At 69.6% G+C, this 17,024-nt stretch carries 16 protein-coding genes and 1 pseudogene; 6 read left to right on the forward strand and 11 right to left on the reverse strand.

Translation table 11 applies throughout. The annotated features are described in order from the left end of the window. Nucleotides 1-3: 3 nt before the first annotated feature. From E4N62_RS17420 to E4N62_RS17440, 5 genes are read right to left on the reverse strand one after another with little or no spacing between them, the layout of a single operon-like run. Nucleotides 4-1,014 carry a hypothetical protein gene (locus E4N62_RS17420; protein ID WP_230215452.1) on the reverse strand — a complete coding sequence of 337 codons (1,011 nt, stop codon included), beginning with the start codon at nucleotides 1,012-1,014 and terminating at the stop codon, nucleotides 4-6. Next, nucleotides 995-2,125 (reverse strand): DUF3696 domain-containing protein, encoded by a 1,131-nt coding sequence (locus tag E4N62_RS17425; protein ID WP_230215454.1) that lies wholly within the window; start codon nucleotides 2,123-2,125, stop codon nucleotides 995-997. The genes E4N62_RS17420 and E4N62_RS17425 overlap by 20 nt, the downstream gene beginning before the upstream one ends. Further along, nucleotides 2,122-3,294, reverse strand: coding sequence for a DUF262 domain-containing protein (locus E4N62_RS17430; RefSeq protein ID WP_230215455.1), 1,173 nt, complete (start codon nucleotides 3,292-3,294; stop codon nucleotides 2,122-2,124). The genes E4N62_RS17425 and E4N62_RS17430 overlap by 4 nt, the downstream gene beginning before the upstream one ends. 10 nt (nucleotides 3,295-3,304) lie before the next feature. Further along, nucleotides 3,305-3,556, reverse strand: coding sequence for a hypothetical protein (locus tag E4N62_RS17435; RefSeq protein WP_230215456.1), 252 nt, complete (start codon nucleotides 3,554-3,556; stop codon nucleotides 3,305-3,307). Then, nucleotides 3,553-3,984: an ATP-binding protein gene (locus E4N62_RS17440; RefSeq protein WP_230215457.1), complete on the reverse strand. Its 432-nt coding sequence runs from the start codon at nucleotides 3,982-3,984 to the stop codon at nucleotides 3,553-3,555. Before E4N62_RS17440 ends, E4N62_RS17435 begins: the two co-directional genes overlap by 4 nt. A gap of 132 nt (nucleotides 3,985-4,116) precedes the next feature. Between E4N62_RS17440 and E4N62_RS17445 the strand changes: the two genes are divergently transcribed. Together E4N62_RS17445 and E4N62_RS17450 are read left to right on the forward strand one after the other, a co-directional pair. Then, complete coding sequence (locus E4N62_RS17445; RefSeq protein WP_230215458.1) at nucleotides 4,117-4,881, forward strand: helix-turn-helix transcriptional regulator; 765 nt, start codon at nucleotides 4,117-4,119, stop codon at nucleotides 4,879-4,881. Continuing rightward, on the forward strand, nucleotides 4,878-5,096 hold the full coding sequence (locus E4N62_RS17450) for a DUF397 domain-containing protein (protein WP_374117005.1): 219 nt from the start codon (nucleotides 4,878-4,880) through the stop codon (nucleotides 5,094-5,096). The genes E4N62_RS17445 and E4N62_RS17450 overlap by 4 nt, the downstream gene beginning before the upstream one ends. Nucleotides 5,097-5,105: 9 nt before the next feature. On the opposite strand, the gene E4N62_RS17455 is transcribed toward E4N62_RS17450, so the two are convergent. Further along, nucleotides 5,106-5,900 (reverse strand): carbon-nitrogen family hydrolase, encoded by a 795-nt coding sequence (locus tag E4N62_RS17455; protein ID WP_230215460.1) that lies wholly within the window; start codon nucleotides 5,898-5,900, stop codon nucleotides 5,106-5,108. Nucleotides 5,901-6,133: 233 nt separating this feature from the next. On the opposite strand from E4N62_RS17455, the gene E4N62_RS17460 reads away from it, so the two are divergent. Beyond that, nucleotides 6,134-6,958 carry a maleylpyruvate isomerase family mycothiol-dependent enzyme gene (locus E4N62_RS17460; protein ID WP_184906257.1) on the forward strand — a complete coding sequence of 275 codons (825 nt, stop codon included), beginning with the start codon at nucleotides 6,134-6,136 and terminating at the stop codon, nucleotides 6,956-6,958. Between the two features lie 124 nt (nucleotides 6,959-7,082). Here E4N62_RS17460 and E4N62_RS17465 read toward each other — a convergent pair whose 3' ends face one another. Beyond that, nucleotides 7,083-8,399, reverse strand: coding sequence for a nitrate/nitrite transporter (locus E4N62_RS17465; RefSeq protein ID WP_230215462.1), 1,317 nt, complete (start codon nucleotides 8,397-8,399; stop codon nucleotides 7,083-7,085). Beyond that, nucleotides 8,396-9,079 carry a GntR family transcriptional regulator gene (locus E4N62_RS17470; protein WP_230215463.1) on the reverse strand — a complete coding sequence of 228 codons (684 nt, stop codon included), beginning with the start codon at nucleotides 9,077-9,079 and terminating at the stop codon, nucleotides 8,396-8,398. The genes E4N62_RS17465 and E4N62_RS17470 overlap by 4 nt, the downstream gene beginning before the upstream one ends. Before the next feature lie 336 nt (nucleotides 9,080-9,415). On the opposite strand from E4N62_RS17470, the gene E4N62_RS17475 reads away from it, so the two are divergent. Together E4N62_RS17475 and E4N62_RS17480 are read left to right on the forward strand one after the other, a co-directional pair. Further along, nucleotides 9,416-10,246 (forward strand): D-alanyl-D-alanine carboxypeptidase family protein, encoded by an 831-nt coding sequence (locus E4N62_RS17475; RefSeq protein WP_230215464.1) that lies wholly within the window; start codon nucleotides 9,416-9,418, stop codon nucleotides 10,244-10,246. Between the two features lie 172 nt (nucleotides 10,247-10,418). Continuing rightward, nucleotides 10,419-11,389: pseudogene (locus E4N62_RS17480) on the forward strand (Bro-N domain-containing protein). A gap of 118 nt (nucleotides 11,390-11,507) precedes the next feature. Here the strand turns inward: E4N62_RS17480 and E4N62_RS17485 are convergent. The 3 genes from E4N62_RS17485 to pdhA are packed head-to-tail and all read right to left on the reverse strand — an operon-like array spanning nucleotide 11,508 to nucleotide 15,246. Next, on the reverse strand, nucleotides 11,508-12,986 hold the full coding sequence (locus E4N62_RS17485) for a dihydrolipoamide acetyltransferase family protein (protein ID WP_230215465.1): 1,479 nt from the start codon (nucleotides 12,984-12,986) through the stop codon (nucleotides 11,508-11,510). Between the two features lie 11 nt (nucleotides 12,987-12,997). After that, the gene (locus E4N62_RS17490) at nucleotides 12,998-14,026 is read right to left on the reverse strand and encodes an alpha-ketoacid dehydrogenase subunit beta (protein WP_374117006.1); all 1,029 of its coding nucleotides are present in this window, start codon (nucleotides 14,024-14,026) and stop codon (nucleotides 12,998-13,000) included. A gap of 2 nt (nucleotides 14,027-14,028) precedes the next feature. Then, complete coding sequence (pdhA, locus tag E4N62_RS17495; RefSeq protein WP_230215466.1) at nucleotides 14,029-15,246, reverse strand: pyruvate dehydrogenase (acetyl-transferring) E1 component subunit alpha; 1,218 nt, start codon at nucleotides 15,244-15,246, stop codon at nucleotides 14,029-14,031. 550 nt (nucleotides 15,247-15,796) lie between these two features. On the opposite strand from pdhA, the gene E4N62_RS17500 reads away from it, so the two are divergent. Beyond that, complete coding sequence (locus tag E4N62_RS17500; RefSeq protein WP_230215467.1) at nucleotides 15,797-16,951, forward strand: phosphotransferase; 1,155 nt, start codon at nucleotides 15,797-15,799, stop codon at nucleotides 16,949-16,951. Nucleotides 16,952-17,024: the final 73 nt, after the last annotated feature.

Raw genomic sequence — 17,024 nt, forward strand, 5'->3', positions numbered from 1 at the left:
CTCTCAGGTCGCCAGGTGATCCACGAAGATCCCGATGAGGATCCGGTTGTCGTGTCCGGGTATCGGGAGGGAGAAGTGCACCCGGTCACGGTCCCACAGGCGCTTGCCGTGCCACTCGCAGCGGTGGGTGCCACCCGCGTGGTCGACGTTGCGCTGCTCCCAGGCCTTCGCGTTCTTCCTCGTGTTCGGGCTCTCGGGAGAGATGTCCAGCCCCAGGGCCGAGAACCGGGCCATGACCTGGCTCTGGTCACCACCGCAGTCGGCCAGCAGCCGGGTGAAGTGGTCGTTGAGCGCGCCGAGCAGCTTCACCAGCCAGGGCAGGACCTCGGCGTAGGAGCCCTTGAAGTGGTGCAGCCGCAGGGTCTCGGCGAAGAGCAGCCGAGGGAAGGCGTCCGCGGTGAGGGTGAAGAAGTGCTCGGCCGGAAGGGGTTCGGGTGCGTGGGTGTACAGGCCTCGCCAGAAGTCCGGCGCGTCCTGCGGCCGGCGCAGCACATGCGCCGTCACCTCGTCCTCACCGGTCTCCGTGGTCCGGGTGATGGTGACCCATCCGGACGGCCAGTCGGGCTCTTCGACGTACGGCGCGAGGAGACAGGACATGGCCCGGCCCTCCGCCGCTCGGGCGAGCGCGTGTGCGGTGCCCCAGGAGGGCTCGCGCCAGGGGCCGTCGGCCACCCGCACGGGCTGCGGCAGGTCCGCCTCCTCGGGATCCAGGCGCTTGCACTTGCCCAGCAACGTCTGCAGACGGGCCCGCACGTCACGGGGCAACCCGCCGTCCGCCGAGTACAGGGCGTCGATGAGCGTGACCGAGGGCCGACACTCCACGTCGTACGCCGCGTTCATGAACGCGGCCTTGCGGCCGTCGGCCAGTGGCTCCAATAACGTGGCGAGCGTGTCGAGGGCGTCGGGCAGGGCTGCGTCCGTCAACTCCCGCCAGTCGAAGGACTCCTCGCCGACGACGACCCGGTAGTCGTCGGCGTCGCGGTGGTCATCGGCGTCACCTGCTGCGTCCGGCACGGGCCAGCCTCCCCAGGTCGGTCTCGATCTGGTCGAAGAAGCCGCTCGGCCAGTGGCTGAGTTCGCCCTTGTCGTTGGTGGCGATGGGCAGGATCCGGTCGTGGTCGAAGTAGTGCGTGACCATGTTCTTCGCCGGGAGGGAGCGATCCTGGGCGACTGCGAGCCGGGCTCCGTTGAGGACGTGGTCGCTGTGTGTCTCGACCAGGACCTGCACCCCGCTGCCCGCCACGCGCGCGAGGAAGCGGCCGAGCCGGGACTGTCCGGCCGGGTGCAGATGGGCCTCGGGGTTCTCGACGATCAGCAGGTCGCCCGGTTCGGTGAGGAGACCGGCGACGATGACGGGCAGTGCGTAGGAGACACCGAACCCGGTGTTGACGGGGCGGATCTCCTCGCCGCTCAGGCCCGGCTCGCCGAAGCGGATCGTTCCGGCCATGATGCCCACGGCCACGCGGGCGGTGATCCGCAGCGGGCGGATGATCTCCGATGCCCAGGCCTCGGCCTGGAGTCTGAGCTGCGGACCGGCGGCGTCCGGGTGGTGCAGCGGGCGTCGCACCTCACCGCGGGGGCTGCGGTGGCTCACCTCCCGGGATTCGCGCAGCGCCAGCACCTGTGCGGTGAACTCGCCCCGCACCCCCACCCCGATCCGGTCGGGTTCCTCGGCGGACACCGACAGCGTGTCGCGGGGTCCGAGACGCTCGGCGCACAGATACGTGAACGCGGGGTCGATGACGTCCCGCCCGATGCCGGGAACGGACTGGACCGGCAGCCGCAACGCCTTCAGGTGCAGCGCCTGTTCGGAGTCGGGCAGGCCGAGGACGTACACCCATGACTCACCGCCCGGACCACCCAGCCGTACGGTGATCTCGCGTGCGTCGGTCGTCCAGTTCAGCACGTCCCTGGCCTCGCCGAGGGCCAGCCCCAGCGGGCCGTTCAGCCGCACGGCGTCGCCCGCCACGCCACGGGCCTGCTCCGCGAGCCGCGCCAGCAGCAGGGACTGGATCACGGTGCTCTTGCCACCGCCGTTGACCCCGGTCAGAACGGTCAGGGGGCGCAGCTCGAACGACTCCGACTGGAAACGCTTGAAGCCCCGGATCTCCAGGGAGGTGATCATTGGCCCGCCCGTGAGTCCACCATGGCGGTCGTGAACCGGTAAGCCACCCGGGTACGGTCCGCGGTGGACGAGGTGATGGCGTTGAGGTAGGCGACATCGTCGGTCATCCGCTCGCGGGCCGCCTTCACGATGTCCGCACGGCGCCTGCGTAGGTCGTCCGCCGTGTGCACGGGATGGGCCAGGGCCAGCGACCAGCTCTCGAACATGGCACGGTTGATCGGTCGCCGCCAGTCCTCACCCTTGGGCCACTTACGGAAGGCGTGCTCGCCGAAGACGAGGTATGCGTGGGACATCGCCCGTTCGAACGCGGCCTCCAGTTCCGCCACCCGCTCGTCAGGCACCTGCTTGGCGTCGTCCAGCAGTTCGGTGGCGTCCATCAGGAACGTCTCCATCACGGGCCGCTCCATGTACGCCTCGGTCGTCTTCAGCCAGAACGCGGCGAACCGAAGCGCCATCTCCCGGTCGTTCATCCGGATGTGATCCGTCAGGCCTCCCCCGGTGGCTCTGGCGAACGCCTCTGTGTGGGTCATCCGACGCAGGATGTCCCGGCTGCGCTTTCCGCTCATGCAGTGCCTGATCTCCTGCCCGTTGAGCGGAGTACCACCCGTGTTGATCCGCTTGAAGATCTCGTACGTCACTCCGCGCGGTGTCGTCGGGTCGATCACGTTGACGATCAGCTGGGTGTTGTTGATCCGCCGCTGGAACGGCACGGGAAGATCACTGAACCGCAGGTCCTTCAGGTCGGTGAGATGCTCCAGCTTGCCCAGGGCGAAGCCCGCCTCGCCACCACGCACGAAGGCATGCAGGGTGGACAGCCGCTGCAGTCCGTCGACAACCCGGAACGACCCGTCGGCGTCCTCCGCGAAGTAGAACGCGGGCAGCGGGATCTGCAGCAGCAGGGACTCGACCAGCAGGGACTTCTGGTCGGATCGCCAGACCCTCAATCGCTGGAAGTCCGGGGCCAGTTCGATGGACTCTTCGTCGATCTGGTCGAGGATGTTGCGCAGCGAGAACTGGCTGGTGTTCACCCGGATCTGGTCGGGGTTCCACGGTCGTTGGATCCGCTCGGTCTCCTCACCGGGGTCCTCGACCTCAATGTCCGTGGCGTGTCCCTCGAATACGTCCTCCACCACGTCAGGGGTTCTCTGCGCCGCACCGTCCGTCACCATGTCGGCCATCCTAGGGGCGAGTGATCGAGGGAGTGGGGGCGTCGTGTTCATCTCCTCCGCCCCACTCGGCCGTAGGGCCGCGACGGCCGACGGCGATCCTGAGGACCTCCGCCAAGGACTCGACCAGGCGGCCGGCGATCCAGCGCAGTTGGTCGGCTGTGAGGCCCGCGTCGGCGTCGACCATCGGCCGGGCCAGGCCCAGGACGACAGCGGCGGTTTCGAGCCCTCGCCGGCTGTCGGGTGTGCGCGGCTCGTCGGTCACCGCACGGCCGTTCGCCGTGCGGGCAGGTCGAACCACACCGCCTTGCCCTCCGGGTGCGGCGGGCCACCGTACGGGATGTCCGGGCCGTGCCCCCAGCAACCCCCGGTGAGGGCGTGGACCAGGTACGGCCCCCGGCCGCCGCCGTGCTCCCAGGCCTGCGGCGACAACTCCCTTATCACCGGCGGTTTCTCGTCCCCGTCGTACACCACGACCCGCAGCCGCCCCTCCGCCACGTCCAGCCACAGCACGGTGCCGTCACCGCCCTTCGCGTGGACGCAGGCGTTGGTGACGAGTTCGGAGGCGCAGAGGACCGCGTCGTCGACCAGGGTGCGGTCCAGGCGCAGCGCGCGCAGGACGGTGGCGACGAAGTCGCGGGCGATGTGGGGGGAGGTGTCGAGGGGCGGACAGACGAGGGTGTACGAGGGCATGGGGCATCAACTCCGGGGGAGGTGAGGGGTTTGCACGCACCTGTCCGCGTTGCTCTCCGGCGCCCCGGTGTCGATGGTCGGGGTGGCGCTTCCAACGGGGTAGGGGCATGCGAGAGTTGCAGATGGGTGACCATGAACCGGAAGGCCGCCGCTCAACTGGGAGTCAGCCCGACCCAGATCAGCCACATCGAGTCCGGGCGGTTCGGCCTCAGCATTGAACGACTCCGCAGGATGGCGGAGTTCTACGACTGCGACGACACCGCCCTCGTTGACGCGCTGGTCGAGATGTCAGTACCCCGCCTCGGCAACTGGTGGGAGGAGTACAGGGGCGCGATGCCACCGCAGGCGCTCGACCTGGCCGAACTTGAGCATGACGCGTCATACGTCCGCGCATTCGAGGTGGTGCACATCCCGGGAGTCCTCCAGATCGAGGAGCACGTGCGCGCGGCCTCCGTCTTCTTCGAACCGAACCTTGCGGAGGAGGCCCGCGAAACGCGCGTCTCGTTCCGGATGCGGCGACAGCAAGTGCTGGAAGCGGGCACACCGTACGACGTCATCATCCACGAGGCCGCGCTGCGCATGCGCGTCGGCGGTTCTCAGGTCACCCGCGCACAGCTCGAACACCTTCTTCAGGCAGCCGACAGGAAAACGCTCACCCTCCGCGTAGTCCCGTTCGCCGCCGAGGGCTTCGCAGGAGCCGGGTACGCCATGCAGTACGTCGGCGGGCCGGTCCCCCAACTCGACACCGTGCAGATCGACACCACACACGGCGCCGAATTCATCAACGCCACAGCGCGGCTGAACCGGTACCGGGCCCTCTTCGAAAGTATCGACAACGCGGCACTCGCGCAGAATGCTTCCCTTGACCTCATCCGCCGTATCGCCCAGGAACTGTGAAGGATCTCCCTGTGCCCGAAGGACTCCACTGGCAGAAGTCGTCGTTCTCCGGGGGAGGCGGAGACACCTCCTGCGTAGAGATATCCACCACCCCCGCCACCCTCCACCTCCGCGAGAGCGACAGCCCCGCCATCATCCTGTCGCCCACCCCCACCGCCCTGCACGCCCTCCTCACCACCCTGCGGGACGGCCGCCGAACCTCGCTGGAGGGATGAGCGGCCGGTTCAGCGGCGCGGTGGCTCCAGCCCCAGGAGTCTGTCCTTCAGCGCGGGGAACTGCTCACGCGTCGTCGCGACCCTCGTCGGGTCGAGGTCGACCGTGAGGACCTCCTCGTCGGGGCCCGCCTCCGCCAGGACCTCGCCCCAGGGGTCGACCACGATTGAGTGACCTGCCTGGGGAACTCCCGCGTGTGTACCGGCCGTTCCGCAGGCGAGGACGTAGACCTGGTTCTCCACCGCCCGGGCCTGCGCCAGCAGCGTCCAGTGGGAGCGACGGCGCTCCGGCCAGCCCGCCGACAGCACGAACATCTCGGCGCCCGCGTCGACGAGCCCCCGGAACAGCTCGGGGAACCGCAGGTCGTAGCAGGTGGCGATGCCGATGGTCGTGTCCGGGACGCGGAGTGTCACCAGCTTCGCGCCGGCACCCATCAGCACGGCCTCGCCCTTGTCGAAGCCGAAGCGGTGGATCTTGCGGTAGGAGGCGGCGAGGTCGCCGGACGGTGAGAAGACGAGGGAGGTGTTGTAGAGGGTGCCGTCAGGGGCCCGCTCCGGGATCGAGCCGGCGTGCAGCCAGACGCCCGTGTCGCTCGCCGCCTCGGCCATCGCCTCGTACGTCGGCCCTTCCAGCGGTTCGGCCGCCGAGGCGAAGGATTCGAACGCGAATGCCCCGGTGGTCCAGAGCTCCGGGAGGACGACGAGATCGGCGCCTGCCTGGTCCCGTACCAGCGAGGCCACCCGCCGCCTGCGTGATTCGACCGATTCGTCCTCGTCTACGCCGATCTGGATGAGCGAGGCGCGCACAGTACCACCGTCCTGGCATTCGAGCCGTCCACACCGGCCTACGATCGTCACACGAAAGCACTGCCGGGGTGCCTCAGAGCAGCGTAACTTAACGTTTCACAGCACCCACTGACAGCCGCCGACGACCTACTCCACGCCGTCAACGCCGACGCCCCCACTGAAGACCACCACCCACGTAGCCGACACGTACCGACCGTACTGACACGTACCGACCGCCCGAGGGGTCCCGTTCCGTGAGTCTGCATCCCACTCTTCAGCCCTACGCCGACGCCTGGACCCACTCCGTGGACGCGATATCCGAGCTGGTGTCGCCGCTCGTGGAGGGCGAGTGGAACCGCCGGACGCCGTGCCCGGGGTGGTCGGTGCGCGATGTGGTCTCCCATGTCATCGGCCTGGACTGCGAGATGCTCGGCGACCCCCGGCCGATCCACACCCTGCCGCGCGACCTGTACCACGTACGGACCGAGCACCAGCGGTACATGGAGATGCAGGTCGACGCCCGCCGTCACCACACCGCGCCGGAGATGACCTCCGAGCTGGAGTACACGATCATCCGGCGCAACCGCCAGCTGCGGAACGAGTCCCGGGACCCGGGTCACAAGGTGCGGGGCCCGCTCGGCACCGAGCTGACCCTCGAACAGGCCATGCGCAACCGCGCCTTCGACGTCTGGGTCCACGAGCAGGACCTGCGCGCCGCGCTGGGGCAGCCGGGGAACCTGGACTCGCCGGGCGCGCACGTCGTCCGTGACGAACTGCTGTCCGTGCTGCCGAAGGTGGTCGCGGAGGACGCGCAGGCGCCGCGCAGTTCGGCCGTCGTCTTCGACGTGCACGGCCCGGTGGAGTTCATCCGTACCGTCCGCGTGGACATCCAGGGCCGCGGCACGCTGGAGACGGCTCCCGCTCTCGGCCCCGCCGCCACCCTCACGCTCGACTGGGAGACCTACGTCCGTCTCGCCTGCGGCCGCGTCACCGCCGATCTCGTCGCCGACCGCATCAAGGCCGAGGGCGACCCCCACCTGATCGCGGCGATCCTGCACGCGTTCGCGGTGACCGTGTAGCGGCCGGGTGACCTGTAACGGCTGGGTGACCTGTAACGGCTGGGTGACCTGGTAGCGGCCGACTCTGCGGGACCGTCGGCTCTCGGGGCGCCGAAGCGCCGCCCCTCACACCGGCGCCCCGGCCCTACGCCGGTACGTGCACCGTCTCCACCCGGCTCGCCACCAGGCGTTCCCGCTCACGGCGGGCCGCGCGGCCGCGCAGGCGGAGGATCTGGCTCAGGCCCAGCGCCTGGAGGACGAACACGGCGGAGAAGGCGATGCCGTAGTCGTCGTCGGTCAGGTCCAGGAGGACGCCGACCGCGAACAGGGTCGTCATGGAGGCGACGAAACCACCCATGTTGGTGATCCCGGAGGCGGTGCCCTGACGCTCCGGCGGGTTCGCCGGGCGGGCGAAGTCGAAGCCGAGCATCGAGGCCGGACCGCAGGCGCCCAGGACCGCGCAGAGCACGATCAGGAGCCACATCGGGGCGTGCTCGCCGGGGTGGACGAGCGTGGTCGCCCACACCGCCGCCGTCGCGAGGACGGTGCCGAGCGCCAGCGGCAGCCGCGCGGCGTGGTGCCGGGCGACGATCTGGCCGTACACCAGTCCGACCACCATGTTGGACAGGACGACGAGAGTGAGCAGTTCACCGGCGGTGCCCCGGCTGAGCCCCTGCGCCTGGACCAGGAACGGCATCCCCCACAGCAGCAGGAACACCATCGCCGGGAACTGGGTGGTGAAGTGCACCCACATCCCGAGCCGGGTGCCGGGCTCCCGCCAGGACGCCACGATCTGCCGCCGCACGTACGCGGCACCGTGGTGCGGGAACGGCTCCGGCTCGTGCCCGTCCGGGTGGTCCTTCAGGAACAGCAGCGTGAGGGCCAGCACGACCAGACCGGCGACCGAGCTGCCCGCGAACGCCGCCGTCCAGCCCACCCCGTGCAGCAGCCGGGCCAGCAGCAGCGTCGAGACCAGGTTGCCCGCCATGCCGACCAGGCCCGCCATCTGCGCGACCAGCGGCCCGCGTCGGGCCGGGAACCACCGGCTGCCCAGCCGCAGCACACTGATGAACGTCATCGCGTCGCCGCAGCCCAGCAGCGCCCGCGACGCCAGCGCCATGCCGTACGACGGAGACAGCGCGAAGCCGATCTGGCCGGCCGTGAACAGCAGGATGCCCAGGGTCAGCACCTTCCTGGTGCCGAGCCGGTCGACCAGCAGGCCGACGGGTATCTGCATGCCGGCGTAGACCAGCAGCTGGAGGATCGAGAACGTGGACAGGGCGGAGGCGCCCACATGGAAGCGCTCGGCGGCGTCGAGGCCGGCCACGCCCAACGACGTACGGAAGATGACGGCGACGAAGTAGACGGAGACGCCCACACCCCAGACGGCGAGGGCGCGGCGGCCGCCGGGCGGGTCCCCGGGCAGGGACCCGGCGGACGACGATATGACGGGGCGGCTCAACGGACCTCCCCCCGCGCCAGCATGGAGAACCAGCTGACGTGCCGGTGCACGAGCGCCACGGCCGCCTCCGCGTCTCCCGCGCGCAGCGCCCGGAGGATCTCCTCGTGCTCGGTGAGCGTCTTGGTGATGCGGTCCGGGTGGGCGTGCATCACGGCGACGCCCATCCGCAGCTGCCGGTCGCGGAGTTGGTCGTAGAGGCGGGAGAGGATCTCGTTCCCGCCGCTGCGGACGATCTCGGCGTGGAAACAGCGGTCGGTCACCGCGGCGCCCGCCAGGTCCCCGGCGGCGGCCTGCGCCTTCTGCTGTTCCAGCAGGCTCTCCAGCCGCTCGATCAGCTGCGGCGAGGCCGGGGCCGTCTTGCGGACCGCGTGCTCCTCGACCAGCTGCCGGGTCTCCACGACGTCCGCGATCTCCTGCGCGGAGACGGGCAGCACGAGGGCGCCCTTCTTCGGATAGAGCTTGATCAGCCCTTCGACCTGCAGCCGCAGCAGCGCCTCGCGCACCGGCGTCCGTGACACGCCGACCTCCTCGGCGAGCTCACCCTCGGTGAGCAGCGTGCCGCCCTCGTAGCGGCGCTCCAGAACACCCTGCTTGACATGGGCGTAGACACGGTCGGCGGCGGGGGGCTGCTTCACGGAGGGGATCGCGGGGACAGAGGCGGGAGCCGGGGCGGAGGGCATGTCCACAGCATAGATACAACACGTACGCATCGCTGCCCTCGTCCACGATCCGGGACGGCACGCCCACTGCGGAACCAGCCCAGAGACCGCCTCGCACCCACCCTGAACCCGTCGAAGAACTGTGAGATGGACGCGAATTGATCCCCGGCACACCCAGAGCACAACCTTTTGTGCTACTCACTTGTCACATGAGAAGCGGCACTGCTTGCCCGAAACCGGAGCACAAGTGGCCGCGCTCCACAGACATTTGACGCAATCGGGGTACTTGACTTGATTACCGCCATAAAGGGCGCACGTGTCCGCAGAGCCGCTGCAGTCGTCGTGACCACCGGTGCGATGATCGCGACCGGAGTCGTCACCTCCGCTCCCGCGCAGGCGGCTCCCGCGAAGCCGACGATCACCGCCAAGGGCGGGTTCGTATGGAACAACGCCAACAGCAAGGCCCTGTACACGAAGGCCGCGGACACCAAGCGGTCCACGGGCTCCACCACCAAGATCATGACCGCCAAGGTCGTGCTGTCGCAGAAGAACCTGAACCTGAACGCCAAGGTCACGGTCTCGAAGGCGTACAGCGACTACATCGTCAAGAACCAGGCCTCCCACGCCGGCCTGATCGTCGGCGACAAGGTCACCGTCCGCCAGCTCCTCTATGGGCTGATGCTGCCGTCGGGCTGCGACGCCGCGTACGCGCTCGCCGACAAGTTCGGCACGGGCTCGACGCGTGCGGCGCGGGTGAAGTCGTTCATCGGCAAGATGAACTCCACCGCCAAGAGCCTCGGCATGACGAACACGAAGTTCGACTCCTTCGACGGCATCAGCAACGGTTCGAACTACTCGACGCCTCGCGACCTCACCAAGCTCGCCAGCAACGCGCTGAAGAACTCCACGTTCAAGTCCATCGTGGGCACGAAGACCACCAAGCAGAAGGTGACCACCAAGAGTGGCGGCTACCGCTACTACACCTGGAACAACACCAACACCCTGCTCGGCTGGAAGGGCACCTTCGGCGTGAAGACCGGCTCCGGCGCCCAGGCCAAGTACTGCCTCGTCTTCGCCGCGACCCGCAACGGCAAGACGGTCGTGGGCACCGTCCTGACGTCCACCAACGCGACCACCCGCACGGCCGACGTGAAGAAGCTGATGGACTACGGCTTCGCCACGCTCTAGACGACCGGCCTCTCGGAGGCATGCGAAGGGGGCCACCGCTCACCGCGGTGGCCCCCTTCGCGTTTCCCGCGCAAGCCGATCAGGCTTCTTCACCTCGCAATGGTGAACATGGCTAACCCAGCTGGCATATTCGATTTCCACCTCCGTACGTTCCACAGCGGAGGTGGTTCAGATGATCGAACCCAGCAAGCACCAGCCCGACCCCCGCATGCGGAAGGAGGACGCCCTCGACGTCGGCGACTTCGTCTACGCGGCTACCGGAGCCCGGGTCCGCCGACTCACGATGCCGGACGGGACGCATTGGTTCCCGGCGGTGGATGTCTGCAAAGAACTAGGCCATACCAGCCCCAGCAAAGCGGTCTCCGACCATGTCCCGCAAGAACACCGAGCAGCCCTGGAGACTGTCAGCAATACTTACGGTCTCAGCATTCCTGCAGGTAGAGAGTGGCGTCGAGACCTGATTCTCATCGACATCCAAGGTCTCCTCCTTCTCGTCACCGCCTGCACGAAGCCCACTGCGGCTCCCTTCAAACAGTGGGCCGTGGGAGTGATCGAGACCGTTCAGCGCGAAGGCTCCTACACCTTGGAGGAGGCCGAGGTGCAGCCCGCAGATCCGGCGGCCCCGTCGCGTACGCCATGCCCGAGCAGGTCGCGGAAGCCATCGTCCGGCTGGAGGAGCGCAACCTCCTCGCCGACGAGAAACTCGCGCAGGCACAGCACAGGTCGATCGCCCTGCAGGAGCACATGGTGGAGTTGCGGAGCGCAACCCTCGCCGCCCAGCAGGCCATCGCCCAGGCCATGGAACGCATCGCCGACCGGCTCGACGCCCTCGCCCTCACCCTCGCCCGACCGACGCCGGACACCACCGCGTTCGCGACGCGCGCCACCACGGAGACGGTACTGGCCGACTGGCGCGAGCGTTTGTCCGTGACGGCGGACGTGTGGACGGTGGCCGTCGTGATCGCCCCGGTCCTCGTCGAGGAGGGCGAGTCGCGGCAGCCGCTGGAAGCCATCGCGGCCCGTACGGGCCTGTCGGTGCACCGCCTCAACGAATGCCTGCGGCTGCTGCGCAAGCACGCCTGCATCCAACCCATGGGCGCGGCGGAGGACGGGGCGCCGGTGTATGTGCTCAGCCGGCACTGACGGCAACGTCTGACCAGGGCTGACAAAGAATGAAAAGGAAAGACTGAAAAAGAAGGGGCCGGTCGCAAGACGAAGTTGCGGCCGACCCCTTCTGCATGACCCTACCCAGTCACCGGACTCACGCCCAAGTGATCAGCCTCTTCGGCTGTTCCAGGATCGCCGCCACGTCCGCCAGCACCTTCGAGCCCAGCTCCCCGTCCACCAGGCGGTGGTCGAAGCTCAGGGCCAGGGTTGTCACCTGGCGGGGCTTCACCTTCCCCTTGTGCACCCAGGGCTGGAGGCGGATCGAGCCGACCGCGAGGATCGCGGACTCGCCCGGGTTCAGGATGGGCGTGCCGGTGTCGATGCCGAAGACGCCGACGTTGGTGATGGTGACCGTGCCGCCCTGCATGGCGCCAGGGGAGGTCCGGCCCTCCTTGGCCGTCGAGACCAGCTCGCTCAGCGACTGCGCCAGCTCCGGCAGCGTCTTGGCGTGCGCGTCCTTGATGTTCGGGACGATCAGACCGCGCGGGGTGGCCGCGGCGATGCCGAGGTTCACGTAGTGCTTGACCACGATCTCCTGGGCGGCCTCGTCCCAGGTGGCGTTGATGTCCGGGTTGCGCCGGATCGCGACCAGCAGGGCCCTGGCGATCAGCAGCAGCGGGTTGACCCGCAGGCCCGCCAGCTCCTTGTCCTGCTTCAGCTCCTCGACCAGCTTCATCGTCCGCGTCACGTCGACGGTCACGAACTCCGTGACGTGCGGGGCGGTGAAGGCCGAGCCGACCATCGCCGCGGCCGTCGCCTTCCGGACACCCTTGACCGGAACACGGGTCTCCCGCGCGCTGTCGTACGAGGCCACCGGGGCCGGGGTCTGGACGGGCGCGGCGGACGGGGCTGGTGCGACGGGGGCCGGCGCCGTCACGGGCTCGGGAGCCTTCGGCGGGGCCACGGCCGCGTGGACGTCCTCGCGGGTGATGATGCCGTCCGGGCCCGACGGGGTGATCGTCGCCAGGTCCACCCCGAGGTCCTTGGCGAGCTTGCGGACCGGCGGCTTGGCCAGCGGACGCGCGACGGTGACCCCGTGCTGTCCGTGTCCGTTGAGGTCGCCCTGGATGCCCTGGAGAGCCGAGGCGCCGTACAGCGTGTCCTCGGCGGGCGCGGCGGCGGCCGGGACGCCCTTGCGGGGGCGGCGCTTCGTGGAGGACTCGGCGACGCCGTAACCGACGAGGACCGGCTTGCGGCCCTCGGGCTTCTTGGTCGCCGGCGCCGCCACGGGCTTGGCCGCGGGCTTCGGCTCGGCCGCGGGCGCGGCGGGCTCGGCGGGCGCGGCTTCGTCCGCGCCGGCCGGGGCCGCACCGCCCGCCACGTCCACCGCGATGATCGACGTGCCGACGTCGACCGTGGTGCCCTCGGGGAAGTGCAGGGCGCGTACGACACCGTCGTACGGGATGGGCAGCTCGACGGCGGCCTTGGCCGTCTCGACCTCACAGACGATCTGGCCGTCGGTGACGGTGTCGCCGGGCTGGACGTACCACTTGAGGATCTCGGCCTCGGTGAGTCCCTCACCCACGTCGGGCATCTTGAACTCGCGCGGAGACGCGTCTGTCATCGTCGTCACGGACCTCTCCCTCAGTACGCCAGCGAGCGGTCGACGGCGTCGAGCACCCGGTCCAGGTTCGGCAGGTACTCCTCCTCCAGCCGGGCCGGCGGATACGGGGAGTGGTATCCACCGACGCGCAGGACCGGAGCCTCCAGGTGGTAGAAGCACCGCTCGGTGATGCGGGCGGCGATCTCCGCGCCCGAACCGAAGAAGACCGGGGCCTCGTGGACCACGATCAGACGGCGCGTCCGCTCCACGGAGGCCTGGATGGAGTCGAAGTCCAGCGGGGAGACCGACCGCAGGTCCAGGACCTCCAGGGCCCTGCCCTCCTCGGCCGCGGCGTCGGCGACCTCCTGGCAGAGCTTCACCATCGGGCCGTACGCGGCGAGCGTGAGGTCGGTGCCCTCCCGGACCACCCGGGCCTTGTGCAGCGGGCCGGGGATCGCCTCCGGGTTGACCTCGGCCTTGTCCCAGTAGCGCCGCTTGGGCTCGAAGAAGATCACCGGGTCGTCGCTCTGGATGGCCTGCTGCATCATCCAGTAGGCGTCCGAAGCGTTCGACGGCGAGACCACCTTCAGGCCCGCCACGTGCGCGAACAGCGCCTCCGGGGACTCGGAGTGGTGCTCGACGGCGCCGATGCCGCCGCCGTAGGGGATACGGACGACGACGGGGAGCTTGACCTTGCCCAGCGAGCGCGCGTGCATCTTGGCCAGCTGGGTGACGATCTGGTCGTACGCGGGGAAGACGAAGCCGTCGAACTGGATCTCCACCACCGGGCGGTAGCCCCGCAGGGCCAGGCCGATGGCGGTGCCGACGATGCCGGACTCGGCGAGCGGGGTGTCGATCACCCGGTCCTCGCCGAAGTCCTTCTGAAGGCCGTCGGTCACCCGGAACACACCGCCGAGCTTGCCGACGTCCTCGCCCATGACGAGAACCTTGGGGTCGGCTTCGAGGGCCCTGCGCAGCGATTCGTTGATCGCCTTGGCGATCGCCATGTTCTTCACGGCGGATTGCCCGGCGGTCTGCCCTGCCGCCTGCGCGGCTGTCTGCGTGGTCATCGCTACTTGCCCTCCTCTTCGTCCACATCGGCGAACGACGCCTGGTACGCCGCGAACTGGGCGCGCTCCTCGTCCACGAGCGCGTGGCCGTCCGCGTACGCGTTCTCGAAGATGGCGAAGTGGTCCGGGTCGGGCATGGCACGCACCACTTCGCGCACTCGCCTTCCCAACGCCTCGCTCTCCGCTTCGAGTTCCGCGAAGAATCCCTCGTTCGTGTCCGTTTCGGACTCGAGGTAGCTGCGCAGACGCGCGATCGGGTCCTTGGCCTCCCAGGCCACCCGCTCGTCGTCGTGGCGGTAGCGGGTGGGGTCGTCGGAGGTGGTGTGGGCGCCCATGCGGTAGGTGTACGCCTCGACCAGGGTGGGGCCCTCGCCCCGGCGGGCGCGCTCCAGCGCCCACTTGGTGACGGCGAGGCAGCCGAGGACGTCGTTGCCGTCGACGCGGACGCCCGGGAAGCCGAAGCCCTGGGCGCGCTGGTAGAGCGGGACGCGGGTCTGCTTCTCCGTGGGCTCCGAGATGGCCCACTGGTTGTTCTGGCAGAAGAACACGACCGGCGCGTTGTAGACCGCGGAGAAGGTGAACGCCTCGGCGACGTCGCCCTGGCTGGAGGCGCCGTCACCGAAGTAGGCGACGACCGCCGAGTCGGCGCCGTCCTTGGCGACGCCCATGGCGTAGCCGGTGGCGTGCAGCGTCTGGGAGCCGATGACGATCGTGTAGAGGTGGAAGTTGTTGCTGTTCGGGTCCCAGCCGCCGTTGTTCACACCGCGGAACATGCCGAGCAGATTGGTCGGGTCGACGCCGCGGCACCAGGCGACGCCGTGCTCGCGGTAGGTCGGGAAGACGTAGTCGTCCTCGCGGGTGGCCCGCCCGGATCCGATCTGGGCGGCCTCCTGGCCGAGCAGCGAGGCCCACAGGCCCAGCTCGCCCTGGCGCTGCAGGGAGGTGGCCTCGGCGTCGAAGCGACGGGTCAGCACCATGTCCCGGTACAGGCCGCGCAGCTCGTCGGCGGTGATGTCCGCGACGAACGGGTCGTACGCCGCGGTTTCTGCGTTCCTGACGCGCTTGCCCTCGGGCGTCAGCAGCTGGACGAGTTCGGGCTGGGCGTCGGTCGGCTTCTTCGCAGTGGCGCGCCTGGTGCCGGCCGCCTTGCTGCCGGTGGTGCCGGTCTTGCCTGCGGCGCTGCGTCGCGGCTTGCGCGCGGCAGTGCTCTCCACGGTCACGTGTGCTCCTCCGTCGGTCCGGCCCCCGGGGTTGCCGGGTGACCAGTGCGGCTCGCCTGATCCCGGTGCCCGTGCACGGGGTGGGTGCCCTTGGCCGGGAACAGACGTGACAGGTGCCCCGGCGAGCGCCCTGCACGAGGCACGTTACCCAGTGCGCCACATTCCTGTGAAACCCCTACTGACCTGCGATTTTCCTTGGATTTCCAAGTAATTCGGTACTAGGGGGTCCAAGTAGTTCGCGTCTGTCGGGAACAGCTGCTGGTCACAGCACTGGCTACAGCCTGGCAGGGGGCCGGAACACCGGCACGTTATCCCGGCCACCCCGGCCACGGGAAGAGTTCGCCGGATACGGGCCGCGAGATCGGTGGCGCAAGTTGCTCCATCCGTGAAGCGGGCGGGAGTGCCCTGCTCCGCCCCGGGCGCGGCGTCCGCCCGGCCCGTATGTCTGCGCGTCGATTCGGAGTTCGGATCCATGCACTCGGTGATCGGTAACGACTGTGTGTGACAAGCGTGAGGTCAGCAGCGTGGCGCGTGCCCTAACATCTGGCGCGTGCCGCGCTCATCTGTACCACCCCCTGTGCTCCACACGCCCCCTCTGGGCCCCCTGCTGGAGCAGTACGCCGCCGGTTCCGTGCTGGCCTGTGAACCCGTGGACGAGGGACTTCTCAATCGCGGCTACCGACTCCGCACCACCCGCGGCCGGTACTTCCTCAAGCACCACTTCGACCCCGAGACCGCCCACCCGGCCGCGATCCTGCGCCAGCACCGGGCCACCCAGTGCCTCGCCGACCTGGGCGTTCCCGTCGCCCCGCCGCTGATGGGCCGGGACGGGGGCACGGTGACGGTCGTCGCCGGCCACGCCTACGCCCTGCACCCGTGGATCGAGGGGCGCCACCGGCACGGCGGCCAGCTCACCCCCGGGCAGTGCGCCCGCCTGGGGGCGCTGCTGGGGGTCGTGCACGCCTCGTTGGAACGGGTGATGCCGACGCCGGAGGAGCCGGGCGCGTCCGTGAAGGAGACGGTCTCACCCGCGCGGAAGCGGCTGATCCCGGCGCAGCGGCGGGCCCGGGAGGCACGGCGGCCTCCAGGAAGTACCGGTGCTGCCGGTGATGCCGGGGCCGTCGGGACCGAGAGCGCCGATCCCGCGCAGACCTTCGCCCTCATCGACGATCTGCTCGACCGGGTACGCCACCACCACCCGGCCGCCCCCTTCGACGCGCTCGCCCGGCACCGGCTGCTGGAGCGCCGCCGCCTGCTGGAACGGCACGCGGACCGGCGGCCGCCCAGGGGTGGCCCGGTGGGCTGGGTGCACGGCGACTTCCACCCCTACAACGTGCTCTACCGCGACGACGTCCCCGAGGTGCCGGCCGCGATCCTCGACTGGGACCGGCTCGGTGTGCGGCCGCGCGCGGAGGAGGCGGTCCGGGCGGCGGTGATCTTCTTCGTCCGTCCCGTCGGCGCCCTCGACCTGGCGAAGGTGCGCGCCTACGCGCGCGCGTACCGGCGCTCCGCGGGCGCCGCCCCGGCCGAACTCGCGGCGGCCGTGCACCGTGTGTGGTGGGAGCGGCTCAACGACTTCTGGATGCTGCGCTGGCACTACGAGCGCGGTGACACGCGCGCCGACCCGCAGTTCCCTGCGGCCTCGGCGCTGGTGGTGTGGTGGACACGGGAGTACGCCGCGGTGCGCGAGGCGTTCGTGGAGTGAGCCGACGCGGCGCGCGCTGCACGACGAAGGGGTGCGCCGGGCGAGTTCCACCCCGGCGCACCCCTCTCCATCG

Source organism: Streptomyces sp. MNU76, assembly GCF_020982545.1.
Classification (GTDB): Bacteria; Actinomycetota; Actinomycetes; order Streptomycetales; family Streptomycetaceae; genus Streptomyces.